The organism is Nesterenkonia sp. K-15-9-6, from assembly GCF_052656005.1.
Genome location: NZ_JBQYEY010000012.1, coordinates 87,643 through 105,285 on the forward strand (window position 1 = coordinate 87,643; position 17,643 = coordinate 105,285).

Sequence of the window (17,643 nt, forward strand, 5' to 3'; positions counted from 1 at the left end):
TGCTCACGGGAACGGCCGTGCTCAGGCATAGAAGCGGGCCAGGAATCGGGCGACCAGCGCCGGGCGCTCCTGCCCCTCGATCTCGAAGGTGGCGTCCACGGTCAGGTGCAGCCCACCGCCGGGGAGGACCGCGACGTCGGCGACAGTGCCGTGCATCCGCACCCGGGAGCCGACCCGCACAGGGGCGGTGAACCGGACCTTGTCCAGCCCGTAGTTGACCTTGGTGGTCACCCCGGTGACGTCGAGCAGCTCCCCCCAACAGGGGATGATCAGCGCCAGGGTGAGGAACCCGTGGGCGATGGTTCCGCCGAAGGGCCCTTCGGCGGCGCGCTCGGGATCCACGTGGATCCACTGGTGGTCCTCGGTGGCGTCGGCGAAGGTGTCGACCATCTCCTGGGTGATCGTGCGCCACGCGGTGATGCCGAGGTCGGTGCCTGCCAGGTCGGCGGCCTCCTCGAAGGTCACCACGGTCTGCGATGCGGTGGTGGTCATATGCTCTCCTTGCTGTGGGCGTGCTGTCGGGGTCATGCGAGGTGCTGGGCAGGATCCGCTGCGGTCAGGTCAGACGAAGGCGCTGTGTCCGGTGACCGCCCGCCCCACCAGCAGGGCGTTGACCTCATGGGTGCCTTCGTAGGAGTAGACGGCCTCCGCATCGGCATGGAAGCGGGCGACGTCGGACTCCAGGGTGATGCCGTCGCCCCCGCAGACCTCCCGGGCCAGGGCGACCACGTCCCGGAGCGCCAGCGCGGTCTGCATCTTCGCCAGGGCGGAGGTCTCCTCCCGGTAGATGCCGTCCTGCTGCTGCTCGGTCAGCCGGACCACCAGCGCCAGGGAGGCGGTGAGCTGGCCGAGCATCCGGGCGATCTTCTCCTGGATGAGCTGGAATCCCGCCAGCGGCCGGCCGAACTGCTCGCGGCCTCCGACCTGCCGCAGCGCCGCCTCGTAGGCCCCGGCCATGGCGCCGACTGCCATCCAGGCGACGTCCGAGCGCATCCGGCGCAGGCACCGGGAGACGTCGGCGAAGCCGTCGATGCCGGGGAGCCGGGCGGCGTCGGGGACTTCGACCCTCTCGTAGCGGATCTCCGCGTTCTGCATGATGCGCAGGGAGGCCTTGTGCCTGATCACCCGGACATCGACCCCTGGCGCCTCGCGCGGCACCAGGAAGCAGCGGATCCGTCCGTCCTCGGCGTCCCGGGCGAAGGTGGCCAGCACATCGGCCCGGTCGGCTCCGCCGATCCAGCGCTTGGCGCCGTCGAGGATCCAGCCCGTGCCGTCGGGGGTGCGGGCCGCCGTGGTGCTCAGTCCGCGCGCGACGTCGGAGCCGTGCCCCGGCTCGGTGAGGGCGAAGACGCCGGTGAGCTCATAGCTGCGGATGCGCTGATCCAGTTCGGCGGCGGTCTCTGGATCACCGCCGATCCGGCAGAGCGTGCGGAACAGGCTGGCCTGGGCGTTGAACCAGGTGGCCACGGAGAGGTCGCAGCGGGCGATCTCGAAGCTGATGAATCCCCGCATGATCTCCCGCAGGGGCTCGCCGGCCCGGGCGAGGGCCGGCGGGTCCATGAGCCGCAGGCGGGTCAGCGGCTCAGTGAGCGCCTCTGGCAGGCGGGCGGCGTCCCAGGCCTCGGCGAGCCGAGGGCGGACCTCGGTCTGAAGCACCGCGTGCAGCTCCTCCAGGACGGCCTGCTCGGTGGAGGTGAGCCGCTGGGCGAAGCCGTACAGGTCGGCGGTGAGGCCTGCGGCGTAGCCTCCGGGGGCGTCGTCGGGCTGGCGGCCGTGCTGACGGTGGGACTCACGGTCGAGACTCATGACCGGCTCCCTGCGGCGGCTCCGGCGGCCCCCAGCCCCAACAGCGCCACCGCGTTCTCCTTGAGGATCAGCGGGCGGACCTCGTCCTTGATGGGCAGCTCCGCGAAGTTCCGCAGCCACTTCTCCGGGGTGATGAGCGGGAAGTCGGTGCCGAAGAGCAGCTTCTCAGCCAGCACGGTGCTGGCCAGCCGCACCAGGGATTCGGGGAAGTAGCGGGGGGACCAGCCGGAGAGGTCGATGAACACGTTGGCCTTGTGGGTGGCGATCGAGTTGGCCTCCTCCTGCCAGGGCACCGAGGGGTGGGCCATGATGATGGTCAGCCCCGGGTGGTCGGCGGCGACCTCGTCCAGCAGCAGCGGATTGGAGTGTTTCAGCTTGATCCCCCCGCCGCCGGGGAGCCCCGCGCCCATCCCGTTCTGCCCGGTGTGGAAGACCGTGGGCAGCCCGATGTCCTCCAGCTCCGCCCAGAGCGGGCGGAAGGTCTCCTCGGAGGGGTCGAAGGCCTGCACGGAGGGGTGGAACTTGAATCCTCGGACCCCGAGCTCCTCGGCCTGGCGGCGGGCCTCGACGACGGCGGCTCGGCCCTGGCGTGGGTCGACGGAGCCGAAGGGCATCAGCACGTCCCGGTGGCGCTGACAGCCGGCCACCAGGTCGTCGATGGAGTTGGGGCGATGCCCGAGGGCCGTGGTGGCGTCCACGGTGAAGACCACCGCGGCCATGGCAGCCTCCCGGTAGAGCTCAGCGATCCGATCGATCGACGGCGTGCGGTCGGTGGTCCTGAAGTAGGCCGCGGAGGCGTCGAAGAACTCATCGGGCAGGGCGCGGTGTCCGCAGGTGTCCACTTCGAGGTGGACGTGCATATCGATGGCCTCGATGGCCTCGGGGTCTACCCCGCATTCGTAGCGCATGTGCTCTACCCCCGGCCCTCAGAGTTGCTCCGGCCTCAGCTCGTCAGGCAGCTCGGGCAGGTGTTCCCCGACTGTCTGGAGGTGCTCCTCGATGAGCCTGCGCCCCTCTGCCCGGAGTGCCTCGACGTCCCATCCGCCTGTGTGCAGCGCCTCAGCAGCCGCCTCGGGGTGGCTCCAGACCTGAAGCCGATCCCCTCCCGCGCCGATGACCTGACCGGTGATCTCGGCAGCGTCGTCGGAGGCCAAGAAGGCCACCAGCCCGGCGACGTCGTCGGCAGTTCCGAAGCCGAGGGTCTTCCGGAAGAAATCCGGCATCGGTTCGCCACGATCATCAGCCTCGACAGCCTTCTGGAAATAGGGGACGGTCTTGGTCATCGCGGTGGCGGCCACCGGGATGACCGCATTGACGCAGACCTCGCTGCGCCGCATCTCCAGCGCCCAGGTGCGCACCATCCCGACGATGCCGGCCTTGGCGGCGGCGTAGTTGGTCTGCCCGAAGGTGCCGCGCTGGCCGGTGGGCGAACCGATGCAGATGATCCGCCCAGGGACCTGCTGGGATTTGAAGTGGGCGAAGGCAGCACGAACGGCGGTGAACGTGCCGCGCAGGTGGACGTCGATGACGGCGTCGAAATCCTCGTCAGTCATCTTCAGCAGCGAGCGGTCCCGCAGAATGCCGGCGTTGGTGACCAGGACGTCGAGTCCGCCGAACTCCTCCACGGCGGTGGAGACCAGCTGCTCGGCCGCCTCGGCGCTGCCCACCGGCGCCACACAGGCGGCCGCCCGGCCGCCCTCGGACCGGATGCTCGCCACCGCGGACTCCGCGGCCTCGGCGTCGACGTCGTTGACCACGACGGCGGCGCCATGCCGCGCGAGCTCCTGCGCATAGGCCAGGCCCAGTCCGGCGCCGGATCCGGTGACGATCGCCGTCTTCCCTTCAAGCAGCACATCGGCTCCTCTCGTATCCTTCGACAGACAGGCTCCCCTGTCACGTGAGATACATCACAACCGATACCATTGAGAAAGTCAATGGTTGTCGATCACCCCATATTCGACTCACTCCAGAGAGGCCCGATGACCCCGGAGAACTCCAGCCCGGAGAAGCCCAGCCCGGTGAAGATCCCCGGACATGCCGCCGCCCACGCCGAGACCGGCCACCGACGCGACGACATCACTCGGTTCCACGACACGCCCCTGGCCCAGGAGGCGGCGTTCCTCATCGCTCGGGTGCGAGGGCTCGGCAATGCCGCGGCCAACCGCCGGCTGGCCCCGCTGGGGCTCAAGGTGCGCGACTTCGCCGTGCTGTCCATGGCCTGCTCCGACGCGCGGCCCTCCCAGCGCGAGCTCGGCCGGTTCCTGGACCTGGACCCCAGCCAGGTGGTCGCCCTGGTGGACCGACTGGAGCGCCGCGGCGCGCTGCGCCGGGAGGTGGACCCTCAGGACCGCCGCTCCAAGATTCTGGTGGGCACGCCGGAAGGGCATCGACTCCATGAGCAGGCCGCCGAGCAGACGCAGCTGGCCCACGAGGAGCTCTTCGCCTGCCTCACCGAACGGGAGCGCCAGGAGGTCCTGCGGCTGCTCTCCGCCGTGGTGTTCGCCGCCGACCGGGCCGGCTCCTGAGGGAGCCGCCGCTCAGATCCGCGTCGAGAGGCCCCGCACAGTCGAGGGCGTCCTGCACGGTCAAGGAGTGCTACCCGGCGGCGCCGGTGCGCACCTGCTCATCCGCGCCCTCGGCGGGTTCCACAGGAGACTCCGGGGCCGGCCCGGGGGCAGGACGCGGCAGCAGGAACACCGCCGCCGCACCGAGGACGACGACGCCGGCCACCGCACCGTAGAGCTGCCCGGGTGTCCAGTTCAGGTCCAGCAGAGCGCCGGCCGCCAGAGGAGCCAGAATCGCTCCGGCACGCCCGACCCCGATCGCCCACCCCACGCCGGTGCTGCGCAGACGCGGCCCGTACTGGGCGGGGGCGAGCGTGTACAGCCCGGCGATGCAGCCGTTGATGAGCGCGCCGATGAGGATCCCGATCACAAAGGCCACCGGCATGAGCGCCGTGGCGGCGATGAGCACCGTCATCGTCCCTGCGGAGAGCAGGAGGAACCAGACCAGCACCGTCCGGGCCGCCCAGCGGCTGGCGCACAGGCCGAAGAGCACCGATCCCACAGCCCCGCCCAGGGCGACCATCATGCCCAGGTTGGCGCTCTGCTCCCGACTCAGCCCGGAGGTCTCCAGCAGGGTGGGCGTCCAGGAGTTCGCGAAGTAGAAGCCGAACATGGTGCAGAAGAAGGCCGCCCACAGCAGTAGCGTCCGGCGCCTCCGAGCACCGCGGAGAAGGTCCCCGATGCGCCCGGCCGCCTCGGCGCCGTCCCGCAGGGCGTGCGGATCGCGAGCCAGCTCGGCGTCGACGGCGTCGAGGTCGTGGCCCATCCGGCGGGCCAGCTGGCTGATCCGCGCGCGGTCCTTCTGCCGGGCCCGCACGCGCAGGAAGTCGATCGATTCGGGCAGGACGGCGATCAGCACCACCAGCACGATCGCCGAGAGCAGCGCCCCGGCCACGAACACGCCCCGCCAGCCGAAACCCTCCTGAAGGGTCACCGCCGCCAGCCCGCCCAGCGTGGCCCCGACCCCGAAGCCCGCCGCGTAGATGCTCACCGCGAGCCCCCGCCAGCGAGCGGAGGAGTATTCGCTGACGATCACCGTGGTGCACACCAGGACGCCGCCGACGCCGAGTCCGGTGACGAACCGCCAGAGGCCCACCTCCAGGGCGGAGTGTGAGACCGCCACCAGGGCAGGACCGATCGCGGCCAGAGCCACGGAGATCAGCACCGTGGGGCGGCGTCCGACCTTGTCGGCCACAGGCCCGAGCACGAGCGCCCCGACGGCCATGCCGATCAGGGCGGCGCTGAGCAGCAGGCCCAGCACGGACCCGGTCAGCTGGAACTCCTCGCCGACGGCGGCGGCGGTGAAGGCCAGAGCCATGACGTCGAATCCGTCGAGGATGTTGAGCACGACGCACAGCCCCACGATGAGCCATTGGTAGGACGTCATCGGGGCCGCGTCGATGCGGGCACGCAGATCCATGGGGTGTTCCTTCCGAGCGCGGGGACGTCAGTGGACGTCGAGGGTGATGGAGGGCATCGAGGAGGACGACGGCGGGGCCCCCTGGTCGGCCTGGGCCGAGGAGTCCTTCCGTCGCGCGACGCGGGAGACACAGGCACAGAGCTTGGCGTCGCCGTGCTTCTGTCGTTCGGAGAAGAAGACGTCACGGTGGTCGATCGCGCCGTCGAGCTGCTCGACGGCGAGCACGCACAGGCCGCATTCGCCCTTGCGACAGTCCGACATGGCCTCCACCCCGGAACGCTCCAGGGCGTCCAGCAGAGACTCGCCGATTCCCACCACGGTCTCCACACCCCAGGAGGGGGCGCGGACGAGGAACTCCTCCGCCTGGAACCAGCCGCTGCTGCCGAAGGTCTCGTAGCGCAGGTTCGGCAGCGGGAGCTCGCGCTGCAGCCACTCCCGGCGCACGGCGTCCATGAGCCGGATGGGTCCGCACATGTAGAGCTCGGTGGTGGAGTCGACCTGGTCGAGGAGCTCCGACACGGAGAGCGGCACGCCCTCGTCGTCGATGTGCACGCGCAGATTCTCCCCGTGGGCCTCGCGCAGCTCCTCGAGGAAGGCCATCCTCCCTCGGGTGCGTCCGACGAAGACCAGCGTGTAGTCGGCGCCGAGCCGGCGCAGCACCGAAGCCATGCCGGCCAAGGCGGTGATGCCGATGCCGCCGGCGAGCAGCACGTAGCGCGGGGCGCCGACGCGCAGCGGGAAGTTCTGCAGAGGGGAGGTCACCGGGAGGGTGTCTCCGGGCCGCAGAGAGTGCATGAACCGCGATCCCCCGCGGGAGGTGGGCGAGAGGTTCACCCCGAGGGTGATCCGACGCCCGTCCTGAGAACCGCCGACCAGCGAGTAGGAGCGGACGTCCCCGGAGTCGATGCGCAGATCCACATGTGCGCCGGGCTCGACCCGGACCGGATGCTCCAGGTCAAGCTCGATGCGGCGGATCCCCTCGGCGGCCGGCGTGGTCGAGTGGACGCGCCCGGTCTGCCACCGGACCTGAGCGGAACCGGCCATCTCAGCGCACCGCCCCCGCACCGTCGGCGGTGGCCGCCACCGGCTCACCGGAGGAGGCGTCGGCCCCCAAGGCCCGCTCGGCTTCGACAGCGGCCTGGATGAGGCGGCGGACCCACATGCCGCCCGCGTCGATGTTGAGGTTGTAGAACTCGTGGTCGGGGTTGGCCTCGATGGCCTCCTGCTGGGCCATGAGCATCTCCTCGTCCTCGGCGAAGACGCCGTGGACGCCGTCGCGCAGCTGCGTGGTGATGCGCTGCTGGTCCAGGCCGTAGTTGCGCATGAACGCCCAGTAGTAGAGCGAGCGCCGCCGATCCACGGGCGTGATGGTGTTCATCACGAAGCCGTTGACCCCGCGGCTGCGGTCGCCCTCCAGCGCACCGGTGCCGGCTTCGGCCACGCCGACGTCGATGCAGATGGTCGAGGGCATCTCGAAGGTGATGATCTGCCACCGGTCCACGCGGCCCTCGAAGTCGGGGAAACGGTCCCGCATGTTCTTCCGCCAGAACGGGGGCGCCTCGATGTCCTCCATGTACCGGGTGACGGTGACGGTGCGCTCGTCGTGGGTGACGTCGATGTCGGAGGAGCTGAGCTCCTTCTGCCCGATGGAGGAGGAGTGCAGGAACTCCTCATGGGTGAGGTCCATGAGGTTGTCCAGCACGAGCTGGTAGTTGGCGGCCACGTCGATCGTGCGGCCGTCGCCGGCCCAGTCTGGGGAGTCCATCTGGTGCATGTCCGGGATGAGCGAGGGGTCCGCCAGCGTGGGGTCGCCCGGCCAGACCCAGACGAATCGGTGCCGCTCCACCGCCGGATACGAGGCGACCATGGCTGAGGGGTTGATGGTCTCCTGGGCCGGCATATGGGTGCACCGGCCGGCCGAGTTGTATCGCAGTCCGTGATAGGGGCACTGGATGCCGTCCGAGCCGACGAGCTGTCCCATGGACAGCGGCGCGAGACGGTGCCAGCAGGCGTCAGCCAGCGCGACAGGCCTCCCGTCCTCGGTGCGGTAGAGCGCCAGGGGACGTCCCGCCACGGTGCGGGCGGTGATCTCCTTGCGCCCGATCTCATAGTCCCATCCGGCCACGTACCAGGCGTTGAGGGGGTACTCCATGTTCTTCGCGGTCGCGCCGGTGGGTCCGAGATCCGTCATCACTGCCTCCTGGTGTCCGCCACGCGACTGATCCGCGTGACTCACTTCGTCCATTGACTATGGCGATAGTTATTCTGTGAGCTGAGACACACGGTAGCCAGCGATATAGTCGTCGTCAAGACCCCGCATCTGAGGAGGAAGGAGAGCGGATCGATGAGCCTGCGCGCCGCCCTGCTCGCGCTGCTGACCGCCGAGCCGCTGACCGGCTACGAGGCCGCCAAACGCTTCGACAGCTCCGTGGGTCACGTGTGGAACGCGCCGGACTCGCAGATCTACCCCGAGCTGCGACGCATGGAGAAGGAGGAGCTCGTCGAGGGGGTGCAGGTGCCCTGGGGGCCCAACAGCACCAAGACGCGGTACTACATCACCGCAGCTGGGGAACAGGCCTTCCGGGAGTGGATGGACACGCCGTTGGACTATGGGCCGTTGCGCGACGCCGCCCATATGCAGGCTGCCTATTTCGAATGGGCCGACGCCGAGCGGTCCCGGGACCACCTGCGCCGGCACATCGCGTTCTACAGCGGCATGCTGGAGCGCTGGCGCGCAGCCCGCGAGGAGATCCTGGACCACAGCCAGCGCACCATTGCGGCCCGGCTGGAGAAGTTCCCACCCGAGGCCCACAGCCGGATCGTGGCGTACAAGGCCTTCGCCTATGAGGGACTCATCGCCCGCGGCGAGGCCGAGGTCTCCTGGGCCCAGCGGGGACTGGAGCTCATCGACTCACTGGAGGCCGAGGACTGAGCATCGACTGGCCACGAATCCCGCCATCTGCCCGATGGCGTGCCGTGGAGCGGGTCGAGATGCCGGGATTCATGGCCAGTGGATGCCGCCCAGGCTCATTCGGCCACGTCGAAGGGCACCTCGATCCGCTCCCGCAGCTCCTCCACGGTGATCCCGTGGGCCTCGCGCAGCACCAGCCGGACACTCCCGTCCGCGCGGCGGTCCAGCAGGAACACCCCGTGGTCCGTGTACACCCGGGTCACGCAACCCAGTCCCGTCACCGGATAGGTGCACTCCGGCACCAGCTTCGGGGAGCCGTCCTTGGCGAAGAGCGTCATCATCACGAAGACCTGCTTGGCGCCCACCGCGAGGTCCATCGCACCGCCCACCGCCGGGATGGCGTCGGGCGCGCCGGTGGACCAGTTGGCCAGGTCGCCGGCCGCGGAGACCTGGAAGGCCCCCAGCACGCAGACGTCCAGGTGCCCGCCGCGCATCATGGCGAAGGAGTCGGCATGGTGGAAGTAGCTGGCCCCGGGCAGCTCGGTCACCGGGATCTTCCCGGCGTTGATGAGATCGGGGTCCACATCGTCGCCGTGAGCCTGCGCCCCCATGCCGAGCATGCCGTTCTCCGTATGCAGGGTCACCCCGCCTTCCGGAGTCAGGTGATCTGCGACCAGGGTGGGCTGCCCGATCCCGAGATTCACATAAGACCCTGGAGCGATGTCGGAGGCGATGAGCCGGGCGAGTTCGTCACGACCCAGACGGGCCGAGGGCTGCGTGCCGGTGGTCTGCTGCGCGGTCATGCGATCTCCTTCAGGGCGGCCTCGCCGGAGGCGGTCGGGATGACGGTGACGGTGTCCACGTGGATGCCCGGGGTGACCACATGCTCGGGATCGATGCCGCCCACAGGGACGAGCTCATCCACCTGGACGACGGTGCGGGCCGCGGCCGCGGCCATGACCGGCCCGAAGTTCCGGGCTGTCTTCCGGTAGACCAAGTTGCCGGCCTCGTCGGCGCGCAGCGCCTTGATGAGCGCGATGTCCCCGGGCAGCGGCTCCTCCAGCACATAGCCGCGTCCGTCGATGACGCGAGTCTCCTTGCCCTCGGCTAGCACGGTGCCGTACCCGGTGGGGGTGAAGAACCCCCCGATGCCGGCGCCGGCGGCACGCAGCCGCTCGGCCAGGTTCCCCTGAGGGACCAGCTCGAGCTCGATCTCCCCGGCACGATACGCCTCATCGAAGTGCCAGGAGTCCGACTGCCGGGGGAAGGAACAGATCATCTTGGCCACGCGGCGCTCCTTGATGAGCAGCGCGAGCCCGGCGTCGGCCTGGCCGGCGTTGTTGTTCACCACGGTGAGATCCCGCACCCCGGAGTCCAGCAGCGCGTCGATCAGCTCCATGGGCTGCCCCGGGTTGCCGAACCCTCCCAGCAGCACTGTGGAGCCGTCCTCCAGACGTCCCACCGCCTCGGCGGCATCCTCCGCGATCGTGATCATCCTCGTCCTCCTCCGTCAGCGTTCACCAGCACAGCTCAGTCCGCGCGCTCCAGCACAGCTCAGTCCGCGCGCTCCAGCACGACAGCAATCCCCTGGCCCACTCCGATGCACAGCGCCGCCACGCCCCACTGGGCGCCCTCGGCCTGCATCCGGCGAGCCAGCGTGGCCAGCACGCGGGTGCCCGAGGCTCCCAGGGGATGGCCCATCGCGAGGGCGCCGCCCCAGGCGTTGACGATCGCCGGGTCGTACTCGTCGCCGAACCCCCAGGCGTCCAGGCAAGCCAGGGACTGGGCCGCGAAGGCCTCGTTGAGCTCCACGGCGCCGACGTCGGCCCAGCTGATCCCGGCCCGCGCCAGCGCGCGGTCTGCCGCCTCCACCGGGGCATAGCCGAAGAACTGCGGCTCGTTGGCGGCGGTGCCCCAGCCGGCCATGCGCGCCTGTGGGGCGAGCCCCAGCAGTTCGCCGCCGCGGGCGGAGCCCAGCCAGGCGGCCGAGGCGCCGTCGTTCATGGGTGAGGCGTTGCCGGCGGTCACTGTGCCGTCTTCACGCCGGAAGACCGTCTTCAGCCCGGCCAGCGACTCGGGAGTCACGCCGTCGCGGATGGTCTCGTCCCGGGGCAGGTCCACGCCGGGGACCTCGACGACCATCTCGGCATAGCGGCCCTCGGACCAGGCCTGGCCCGCACGGGCGTGGGAGTCTGCGGCGAAGTCGTCCTGCCGTTCACGGCTGATGCCGTGGCGCTCGCGCAGCTGCTCGGTGGCCTCTCCCAGGGAGACGGTCCACTCGGCGGGCATCCGGTCATTGACCAGCCGCCAGCCCAGAGTGGTGTTGACGGCTTCGAGGTTCTTCAGCGGAAAGGGCCGGTCCGTCTTGGGCAGCACCCAGGGTGCCCGAGACATGGACTCCACCCCGCCGACCAGCACGACGTCGGTCTCAGCCAGGGCGATCTGCCGGGCTCCGGCGATCGCCGCATCCAGCGAGGATCCGCACAGCCGGTTCACGGTGGTGGCCGGCACCTCGACAGGGAGACCCGCCAACAGCCAGGCCATGCGGGCGACATTGCGGTTCTCCTCCCCGGCGCCGTTGGCGTTGCCGAGGATGACCTCGCCCACGACCTCTCCGGCCGCTGCAGGATCGAGCTCCGGGGCGCGGTCCACCAGCGCACTGATGACCAGCTGCGCGAGATCATCCGGGCGCTGACCGGCGAGCGCTCCGCCGACCTTGCCGAACGGTGTGCGCACGCCGTCGTAGACGAAGACGTCCTGCATGGCGTCCTGCATGAGAGCTCCTGCCCGCGTCCACCCCATCGGTGATGTTCGCTATGCGTACTTGTGTTCGCTTGTCGCACCCAGTGTAGACCGCCTGCTGCGCCGCGCCAACCCCTCACCCCAACCCTCACCCCAACCCCTCATCCCCATGCCTGACACCCCGCCTCCTACCCCGCCGACCCGCGGAGCCCCCGTCGACCCGCGGAGCCCTGGTCGATCGGGGATCTGGACACAGCGACGCCCCGGAAAGCCGCATAGCCGCGTCCAGATCCCCCAGTCGATGCGTCACAGGTTCGGGCCTCAGGGTCAGACATCAGGGCAGGGCTCGGGCCCGAGCGGGCTGCTCCTGCCGGCCTGCCACGCGGCCGCCACCATCACCGAAGAGCACAGCAGCAGCATCCCCGTCCCCCACCACCAGGACCGAGTGACCTCATGGATCATCCCCACCACCACCGGCCCGGTCGCGGAGATCGCATAGCCGACCCCCTGCACCATGCCGGAGAGCTGCCTGCCGAAGGCCAGGTCCACCGGACGCATGGCGATCAGCGTCAGAGACGGCCCGATGCCCGCCCCCTGCACGAGACCTCCCAGCACCATGAGGAGAGGCCAGAGCTCCGGGACCGTCTGCAGCCCGGCGAAGAAGAGGAACCAGCCGGCCCCGATTCCCGCTCCGACGATCCGCGCGTCCCCGGAGATGCTCAGCATCGAGGGCACCAGCAGCGTCCCGGCGATGCCGATCAGATGGAAGATCGACAGGGCCGTGCCGGCCGCGGCCTCGCTGAGCCCGCCCGACTCCACCAGCTGCGCGGGCATCCAGGTGGCGCCGGTGTAGAACAACAGGGACTGCATCCCGAAGAAGACCGCCAGCCACCAGGCCCCCGACTCCCGCCAGACGGCGCCGCCCGCCTCCGCCCGAGCACCAGCACCCGGCGCCGGCGACGCCCCGGACGACCCAGCCGCCCCGGACGCCTGCCGTCCCGCCGTCAGCCCGCTCGAGCCCGCCCCGCCGACGACCCGCATCCGCAGCACCCAGACCACCAGCGCGAGCACCACGAAGACGCCGGGGAGGCTGATCGCCCAGCGCCAGCCGGCGAGCACCGCCACCGGGACGGCGGCACCGGCGGCCACCGCCTGCCCCAACCCGTAGGCACTGGTGGATGCGGCCATCACCTGCGGCACCTTCTCTCCGGCGTCGCGCCGCACGAGCACCGGGATCACCACGTTGCCCATGGTGATCGCCGCCCCGACGGCCAGCGTGCCGAGCAGCAGCCCGGCAGCACCGACCCAGGGCCGCAGCAGGATCGCCGCACCCAGCAGAACCAGGCACAGCAGCAGGGTCAGGTCCACCCCCAGGCGGCGCATCAGCTGCGGCACGGCCGGGGAGAGCAGCGCGAAGGCGAGCAGGGGCAGCGACGTCAGCAGCGCCGCCGTCGTCGGGCTGAAGGCCAGCTCAGCGCTGATGGCACCCAGCACCGGGGGCACTCCGACGAGCGGGGATCGCAGGGTCAGACCCACCAGGATGACCGCCAGCACCAGCAGCCCCAGGCGCTCGGGGCCCGCCGGACCGCCGGAGGCGCCCCGGGGCGCGGGGGCCATCACACCGCGCTCTCCGCCGCCTCCTCGTCGGGACGATAGCCCTGCTTGGCCCGCTGGACGAGGTCATAGATGTGCGTGCGCAGACGGCCGAACTCGGGATCGTTGCGCGTCGTCAGCTGATCCCGCTCGTCGGGGAGGTTCACCGCCACGTCTTCGAGGATCACCGTGGGCCGGGCGGAGAGCACCAGCACCCGCTGACCCAGGTAGATGGACTCATCGATGTCATGGGTGACGAACAGCAGCGTGATCCCGAGCCGCTGCCACAGGTCCCGCACCAGATCCTCCAGATCGGCGCGCGTCTGTGCGTCCACGGCCGCGAAGGGCTCGTCCATCAGCAGGATGTGCGGCTCATAGGCGGCGGCGCGGGCGATGGCCACGCGCTGCTGCATGCCGCCGGAGAGCTGCCACGGGTAGGAGTCCGGGACGTCACCCAGCCCCACCGCCTCCAGAGAGTCCTGGACCAGCCGGGCCCGCTCAGACTTCTTCAGCCCCTTCTCCTTCAGGGGCAGCTCCACGTTCTGCGCGACGGTCAGCCACGGGAACAGGGAGCGGGCGTACTCCTGGAACACCACCGCCATGCCGCGCGGGGGGCCGGAGACGTCGTGGCCCTCCAACGTCACCGTCCCAGAGGTGGGGGCCAGCAGCCCGGAGATGCACCGCAGCAGCGTGGTCTTCCCAGCACCCGAAGGCCCCACGATGCACACGATCTCCCCCGCGGTGGCGTCGAAGGTCAGGTCGCGTATCGCCTCGGTGTCCCCGGACGCGGACCGGTAGACCTTCCGAAGGCCCCGGACCTCCAGCATGGGGGATCCCGTCGGCGGTCGATGAGCTGAGTGGGACATCAGTTTCCTCCCCTGTGGGACTGGCGCTGGCCGTGGTACCAGAAGAGCACGGGCCGTTCGATGATGCGGAAGAGCACGGACAGGACGACGCCGACCAGGCCGAGCAGGATGATGCCGGTCCACATCTCCGGCATGGCGAAGGACCGCTGGAACTGCACGATGGTGAAACCCAGTCCGTTGTGGGCGGCGAACATCTCGGAGATGACCATCAGGATGATCGCGATGGACAGGGCCTGGCGGGCACCGGTGACGATCTGCGGAGTCGCCCCGCGCAGCACCAGCGTGCGCAGCTGGGTGAGCCGCCCGAGCCGATAGGTCCGCGCGGTGTCCCGCAGCACCTCGTCCACGCCGCGGACACCCTCGACGGTGTTCAGCAGGATGGGCCAGACGGCGCCTGCGGCGATGACGAAGACCTTCATGCCGGTGCCGATGCCCAGGAACAGCATGAGGATCGGGACCATCACCGGCGGCGGGATGGCGCGGAAGAACTCCAGCACCGGCTCCAGGAAGGCGCGCAGCCGGGAGCTGAGTCCGATGGCGGTCCCGAGCCCGACGCCGATCAGCATGGCCAGCGCGTAGCCGGCCAGCAGTCGGCCCAGCGAGGGCACGACGTCGGCGGTCAGCCGCCCCTCGAACCAGGTGGGTCCGAAGGTCGCCAGGATGTCGCGCAGCGGCGGGTAGAAGAAGCTGTCCGCCCGGTCCGAGGTGACCCACCAGATCACCACCAGGATCAGCGGCAGCGCCAGCAGCGTCAGGAGGCGACGCCACACCGGAAGCCGCCGCAGAGCGACGAGGCCGCTCGCGCGGGCGGGGGCGGTCGCAGGCTGGGTGGTGGTCATGACGCAGTCTCCCGTCGGACGGAGGAGTGCCAGTGCAGGACCCGGCGCTCCACGGCGCGGGCGCCGAGGTTGACCAGGACCCCGATCAGTCCGGTGACGATGACCAGGGCGTACATGGAGGAGACCTGACCGGACTGCTGGGCCACGGCCAGCAGGCGCCCGAGCCCGGGGGTGCCGATGATGAGCTCCCCGGTGATGGTGAGGATCAGCGCCACAGTGGCTCCGAGCCGGAATCCGGTCATCGCGAAGGGCAAGGTGGTCGGCCAGACCACGGTCCGCGCGGTGGTCAGGAAGCGGAAGCGGTAGGACCGGGCCGTGTCCCGGGCGACCGGATCGACGTCCTGGACCCCGTAGAGCACCTGCACCAGGACCTGCCAGAAGGTCGCATAGACCACCAGCAGCAGGGTCCCGGGGCGACCGGTGCCCAGCATCAGCACCGCCAGGGGGATGAGCGCCACGGAGGGGATGGGCCGCAGGAACTCGATGGTCGACGCCGTGGCGTCCCGCAGAATCCCCACGGAACCGATGACCATGCCCAGCACGATCCCGGCCACCAGGGCGATGGAGAATCCGATCGCCCAGGTCACCAGGGTGTCACCCAGGGCGGTCCAGAACTCCCCGGTGGTGATCCGGTCGGCGAGCGCGGCGCCGATCTCGGAGAAGGGCGGCAGGAATCGGGCGTCGACGGCGCCGCTGCGGGGCAGCAGCTCAAGCACGAGGATCAGGGACAGCACCCCGGCGGTGCCCCACAGCGCCCGATTGGTCCCTTCACGGGGCCGGCGTGCGGCGCGCGTCGTCGCCGACGGCGGCGCGGCCGTCTGAGTCGTCATGGTGGTGGACCTCCGGTCGTGGACGTCAGCGGCAGGTGTCAGCGGATGATCTCAGTGACGTCGAGCTCGTCTGTGATGAGCCCGTGCTCGTGAGAGAGGTCGGCCAGATGCTGGAGCGACTCGCGGTCGATCTCCGCCGGGAACTCCGGCATCACCATGCGCTCGAGGATCTCGTCGTCGATCTCGGTGTAGGTGCTCAGAATGGCGCGGGCCTCGTCGGGGTGCTGCTGGGCGTATTCGAGAGACTCCGTCATGGCCGCGGTGAAGGCATCGACGATCTCAGGCTCCTGCTGGGAGAAGGGCTCATCGGTGAAGTATCCGGCGATGAGCAGGTTCTCGTCGGTCTCGGCGAAGTTGTAGGTCACCACCTCAGCGCCCTGCTCCTGAGCGATGCTGGAGAACGGTTCGAGGATCCAGGCGGCGTCGACCTCCCCGGAGGCCACAGCGGCAGGCATGTCGGGGAAGCCCATCTCCACGAAGCTGATGTCCGTGGGATCTCCGCCGTCCTGCGCCACAACCTCGCTGATGGTGACGTCTCCGATGTTGTTCAGCGTGTTGACGGCCACGGAGCGGCCCTCGAGGTCGGCCGGTGTCTCGATCCCGGTCTCCGGCATGGTGAGCACGGCACCGATGTCCTCGCTGGTGTCCCCAGTGGTGGCCGCTCCAGGGGTGAGCAGCGTCAGCGGCAGGTCGCGGTCGGCGGCGATGAACAGGGAGACGGTGTTGGAGAAGCCGAAGTCGTAGTCCCCGCTGACGACGGCGGGGGCGATGGCGGCACCGCCCTGGGCCACCTCCAGCGTGACGTCGAGGCCGTGGTCCTCGAAGATGCCCTCCTCGACGCCCAACCAGATGGCGGCGGTGTCCACGATCGGCATCACGCCCACCGTGATCTCGGTGAGCTCGCCCTCGGCGCCCGGGCCGCCGTCGTCTGCGGCGTCACCCCCGCCGCATGCGGTCATCAGGGCCAGGGCGGTGACGGCTCCTCCGGCAGTCAGGGTGCGTCGCATGGGGACTCCTCGATGTGAACGGCTGGGCCTCCCGGCCCTCAGGGCTCCTCAGGACCCTCAGGATGTACCCAGAGCGAACACTGGTTCGCTATAGGCACATTACACCGCTGTGATGCGGATCACGTCAAGAGGCGCGTATGCCGTCGCACCGCTGACCGGGCGGTATAGGCTCGTCGCATGGAAGACCACCGCACAGCGAACGGCGCGTCCACCCAGCGCACCGATGCGCCGCAGGAGACCCCGACCTCCTCGGAAGCCCCGGACAAGGAGGAGTTCGTCAGGTCGCTGGCCAACGGGCTCAAGGTGCTCGAGTCCTTCGCCGAGGCCGAGGACCCGATGACGCTCTCCGACGTCGCCCGGCGCACCGGGCTCTCCCGGGCCGCAGCCCGGCGCATGCTCAAGACGCTGGTCCACCTGGACTACGCGAGCACGGACGGCCGGCTCTTCGTGCTCACGCCGAAGGTGCTCAGCCTCGGCGTCGGATTCTGGTCGGGCAACGGCCTGCATGACGTGCTCCAGCCGCTGCTGCGGTCCCTGGCCGCGGAGCTCAACGAATCCTGCTCCGCCTCGGTGCTGGTGGGCGACGAGGTCGTCTACATCGCCCGGGCCCACACCCGGCGCATCATGCGCATGGACCTCGACGTCGGCACCCGCCTTCCGGCCTTCGCCACCTCCATGGGCAGGGTGCTGCTGGGCGGGCTCGTCGCTTCGGAGCGCCGTCGACTCCTGGAGGCGGCGGACCGTCCCGCCCTCACCCCCGTCACCCGGACCGGGATCGAGGAGCTCCTGGAGGTCATCGAGACCGCAGCCCGCCGGGGCTGGACTCTGGTGGACCAGGAGCTGGAGACCGGTCTGCGGTCAGTCTCGGCGCCGGTGGAGCATCCCGACCGCGGCGTGGTCGCCGCGATCAACGTCTCCGTCTCCGCGGGGCTCGAGACACCGGAGCAGACACGTGACCGCGTCCTGCCTCCCCTGCGACGCGCCGCAGAGGAGGCAGGACGTTCGGTCGCCGCCTGGGAGCGGAGCACGGGCCGCCCCGTCCAGGGCTGACCAGCGCATCCAGCA

18 protein-coding genes are annotated in these 17,643 nt (G+C 70.2%); 3 read left to right on the forward strand and 15 right to left on the reverse strand.

The features are described 5' to 3' along the window. Positions 1-21: 21 nt before the first annotated feature. From SD455_RS09315 to SD455_RS09330, 4 genes are all read right to left on the reverse strand, one after another. Positions 22-492: a MaoC family dehydratase gene (locus tag SD455_RS09315; protein ID WP_445507911.1), complete on the reverse strand. Its 471-nt coding sequence runs from the start codon at positions 490-492 to the stop codon at positions 22-24. A 69-nt stretch (positions 493-561) separates the two neighbouring features. Then, a complete protein-coding gene (locus SD455_RS09320) occupies positions 562-1,806 on the reverse strand; it encodes an acyl-CoA dehydrogenase family protein (RefSeq protein WP_445507912.1) in 1,245 nt (414 codons plus the stop codon). Next, positions 1,803-2,714 carry an amidohydrolase family protein gene (locus SD455_RS09325; protein ID WP_445507913.1) on the reverse strand — a complete coding sequence of 304 codons (912 nt, stop codon included), beginning with the start codon at positions 2,712-2,714 and terminating at the stop codon, positions 1,803-1,805. The genes SD455_RS09320 and SD455_RS09325 overlap by 4 nt, the downstream gene beginning before the upstream one ends. 18 nt (positions 2,715-2,732) lie before the next feature. Beyond that, the gene (locus tag SD455_RS09330) at positions 2,733-3,659 is read right to left on the reverse strand and encodes an SDR family NAD(P)-dependent oxidoreductase (protein WP_445507914.1); all 927 of its coding nucleotides are present in this window, start codon (positions 3,657-3,659) and stop codon (positions 2,733-2,735) included. Positions 3,660-3,785: 126 nt separating this feature from the next. Here SD455_RS09330 and SD455_RS09335 point away from each other — a divergent pair, with 126 nt between their 5' ends. Next, positions 3,786-4,331, forward strand: coding sequence for a MarR family winged helix-turn-helix transcriptional regulator (locus tag SD455_RS09335; protein WP_445507915.1), 546 nt, complete (start codon positions 3,786-3,788; stop codon positions 4,329-4,331). Between the two features lie 70 nt (positions 4,332-4,401). Here the strand turns inward: SD455_RS09335 and SD455_RS09340 are convergent, their stop codons facing one another. From SD455_RS09340 to SD455_RS09350, 3 genes are read right to left on the reverse strand one after another with little or no spacing between them, the layout of a single operon-like run. Continuing rightward, positions 4,402-5,790: an MFS transporter gene (locus tag SD455_RS09340; RefSeq protein ID WP_445507916.1), complete on the reverse strand. Its 1,389-nt coding sequence runs from the start codon at positions 5,788-5,790 to the stop codon at positions 4,402-4,404. A 27-nt stretch (positions 5,791-5,817) separates the two neighbouring features. Next, positions 5,818-6,834, reverse strand: a complete 1,017-nt coding sequence (locus SD455_RS09345) for a PDR/VanB family oxidoreductase (RefSeq protein ID WP_445507917.1) — start codon at positions 6,832-6,834, stop codon at positions 5,818-5,820. A gap of 1 nt (position 6,835) precedes the next feature. Continuing rightward, a complete protein-coding gene (locus SD455_RS09350) occupies positions 6,836-7,981 on the reverse strand; it encodes an aromatic ring-hydroxylating dioxygenase subunit alpha (RefSeq protein ID WP_445507918.1) in 1,146 nt (381 codons plus the stop codon). Between the two features lie 153 nt (positions 7,982-8,134). Between SD455_RS09350 and SD455_RS09355 the strand changes: the two genes are divergently transcribed. Then, positions 8,135-8,722, forward strand: a complete 588-nt coding sequence (locus SD455_RS09355) for a PadR family transcriptional regulator (RefSeq protein ID WP_445507919.1) — start codon at positions 8,135-8,137, stop codon at positions 8,720-8,722. A 95-nt stretch (positions 8,723-8,817) separates the two neighbouring features. Here SD455_RS09355 and SD455_RS09360 read toward each other — a convergent pair whose 3' ends face one another. From SD455_RS09360 to SD455_RS09395, 8 genes are all read right to left on the reverse strand, one after another. Beyond that, positions 8,818-9,504: a 3-oxoacid CoA-transferase subunit B gene (locus SD455_RS09360; RefSeq protein WP_445507920.1), complete on the reverse strand. Its 687-nt coding sequence runs from the start codon at positions 9,502-9,504 to the stop codon at positions 8,818-8,820. Beyond that, positions 9,501-10,196, reverse strand: a complete 696-nt coding sequence (locus tag SD455_RS09365) for a 3-oxoacid CoA-transferase subunit A (protein WP_445507921.1) — start codon at positions 10,194-10,196, stop codon at positions 9,501-9,503. Before SD455_RS09365 ends, SD455_RS09360 begins: the two co-directional genes overlap by 4 nt. A gap of 59 nt (positions 10,197-10,255) precedes the next feature. Continuing rightward, positions 10,256-11,464, reverse strand: a complete 1,209-nt coding sequence (locus SD455_RS09370; RefSeq protein ID WP_445507936.1) for a thiolase family protein — start codon at positions 11,462-11,464, stop codon at positions 10,256-10,258. A gap of 306 nt (positions 11,465-11,770) precedes the next feature. Then, positions 11,771-13,060, reverse strand: a complete 1,290-nt coding sequence (locus tag SD455_RS09375; protein WP_445507922.1) for an MFS transporter — start codon at positions 13,058-13,060, stop codon at positions 11,771-11,773. Continuing rightward, entirely contained in the window at positions 13,060-13,902 is an 843-nt protein-coding gene (locus SD455_RS09380; protein ID WP_445507923.1) for an ABC transporter ATP-binding protein, read from the reverse strand. The genes SD455_RS09375 and SD455_RS09380 overlap by 1 nt, the downstream gene beginning before the upstream one ends. Then, the gene (locus tag SD455_RS09385) at positions 13,902-14,741 is read right to left on the reverse strand and encodes an ABC transporter permease (RefSeq protein WP_445507924.1); all 840 of its coding nucleotides are present in this window, start codon (positions 14,739-14,741) and stop codon (positions 13,902-13,904) included. Before SD455_RS09385 ends, SD455_RS09380 begins: the two co-directional genes overlap by 1 nt. Further along, entirely contained in the window at positions 14,738-15,571 is an 834-nt protein-coding gene (locus SD455_RS09390) for an ABC transporter permease (protein ID WP_445507925.1), read from the reverse strand. Before SD455_RS09390 ends, SD455_RS09385 begins: the two co-directional genes overlap by 4 nt. A gap of 38 nt (positions 15,572-15,609) precedes the next feature. Further along, on the reverse strand, positions 15,610-16,578 hold the full coding sequence (locus SD455_RS09395) for an ABC transporter substrate-binding protein (RefSeq protein WP_445507926.1): 969 nt from the start codon (positions 16,576-16,578) through the stop codon (positions 15,610-15,612). A gap of 177 nt (positions 16,579-16,755) precedes the next feature. On the opposite strand from SD455_RS09395, the gene SD455_RS09400 reads away from it, so the two are divergent. Further along, entirely contained in the window at positions 16,756-17,628 is an 873-nt protein-coding gene (locus tag SD455_RS09400; protein WP_445507927.1) for an IclR family transcriptional regulator domain-containing protein, read from the forward strand. Positions 17,629-17,643: the final 15 nt, after the last annotated feature.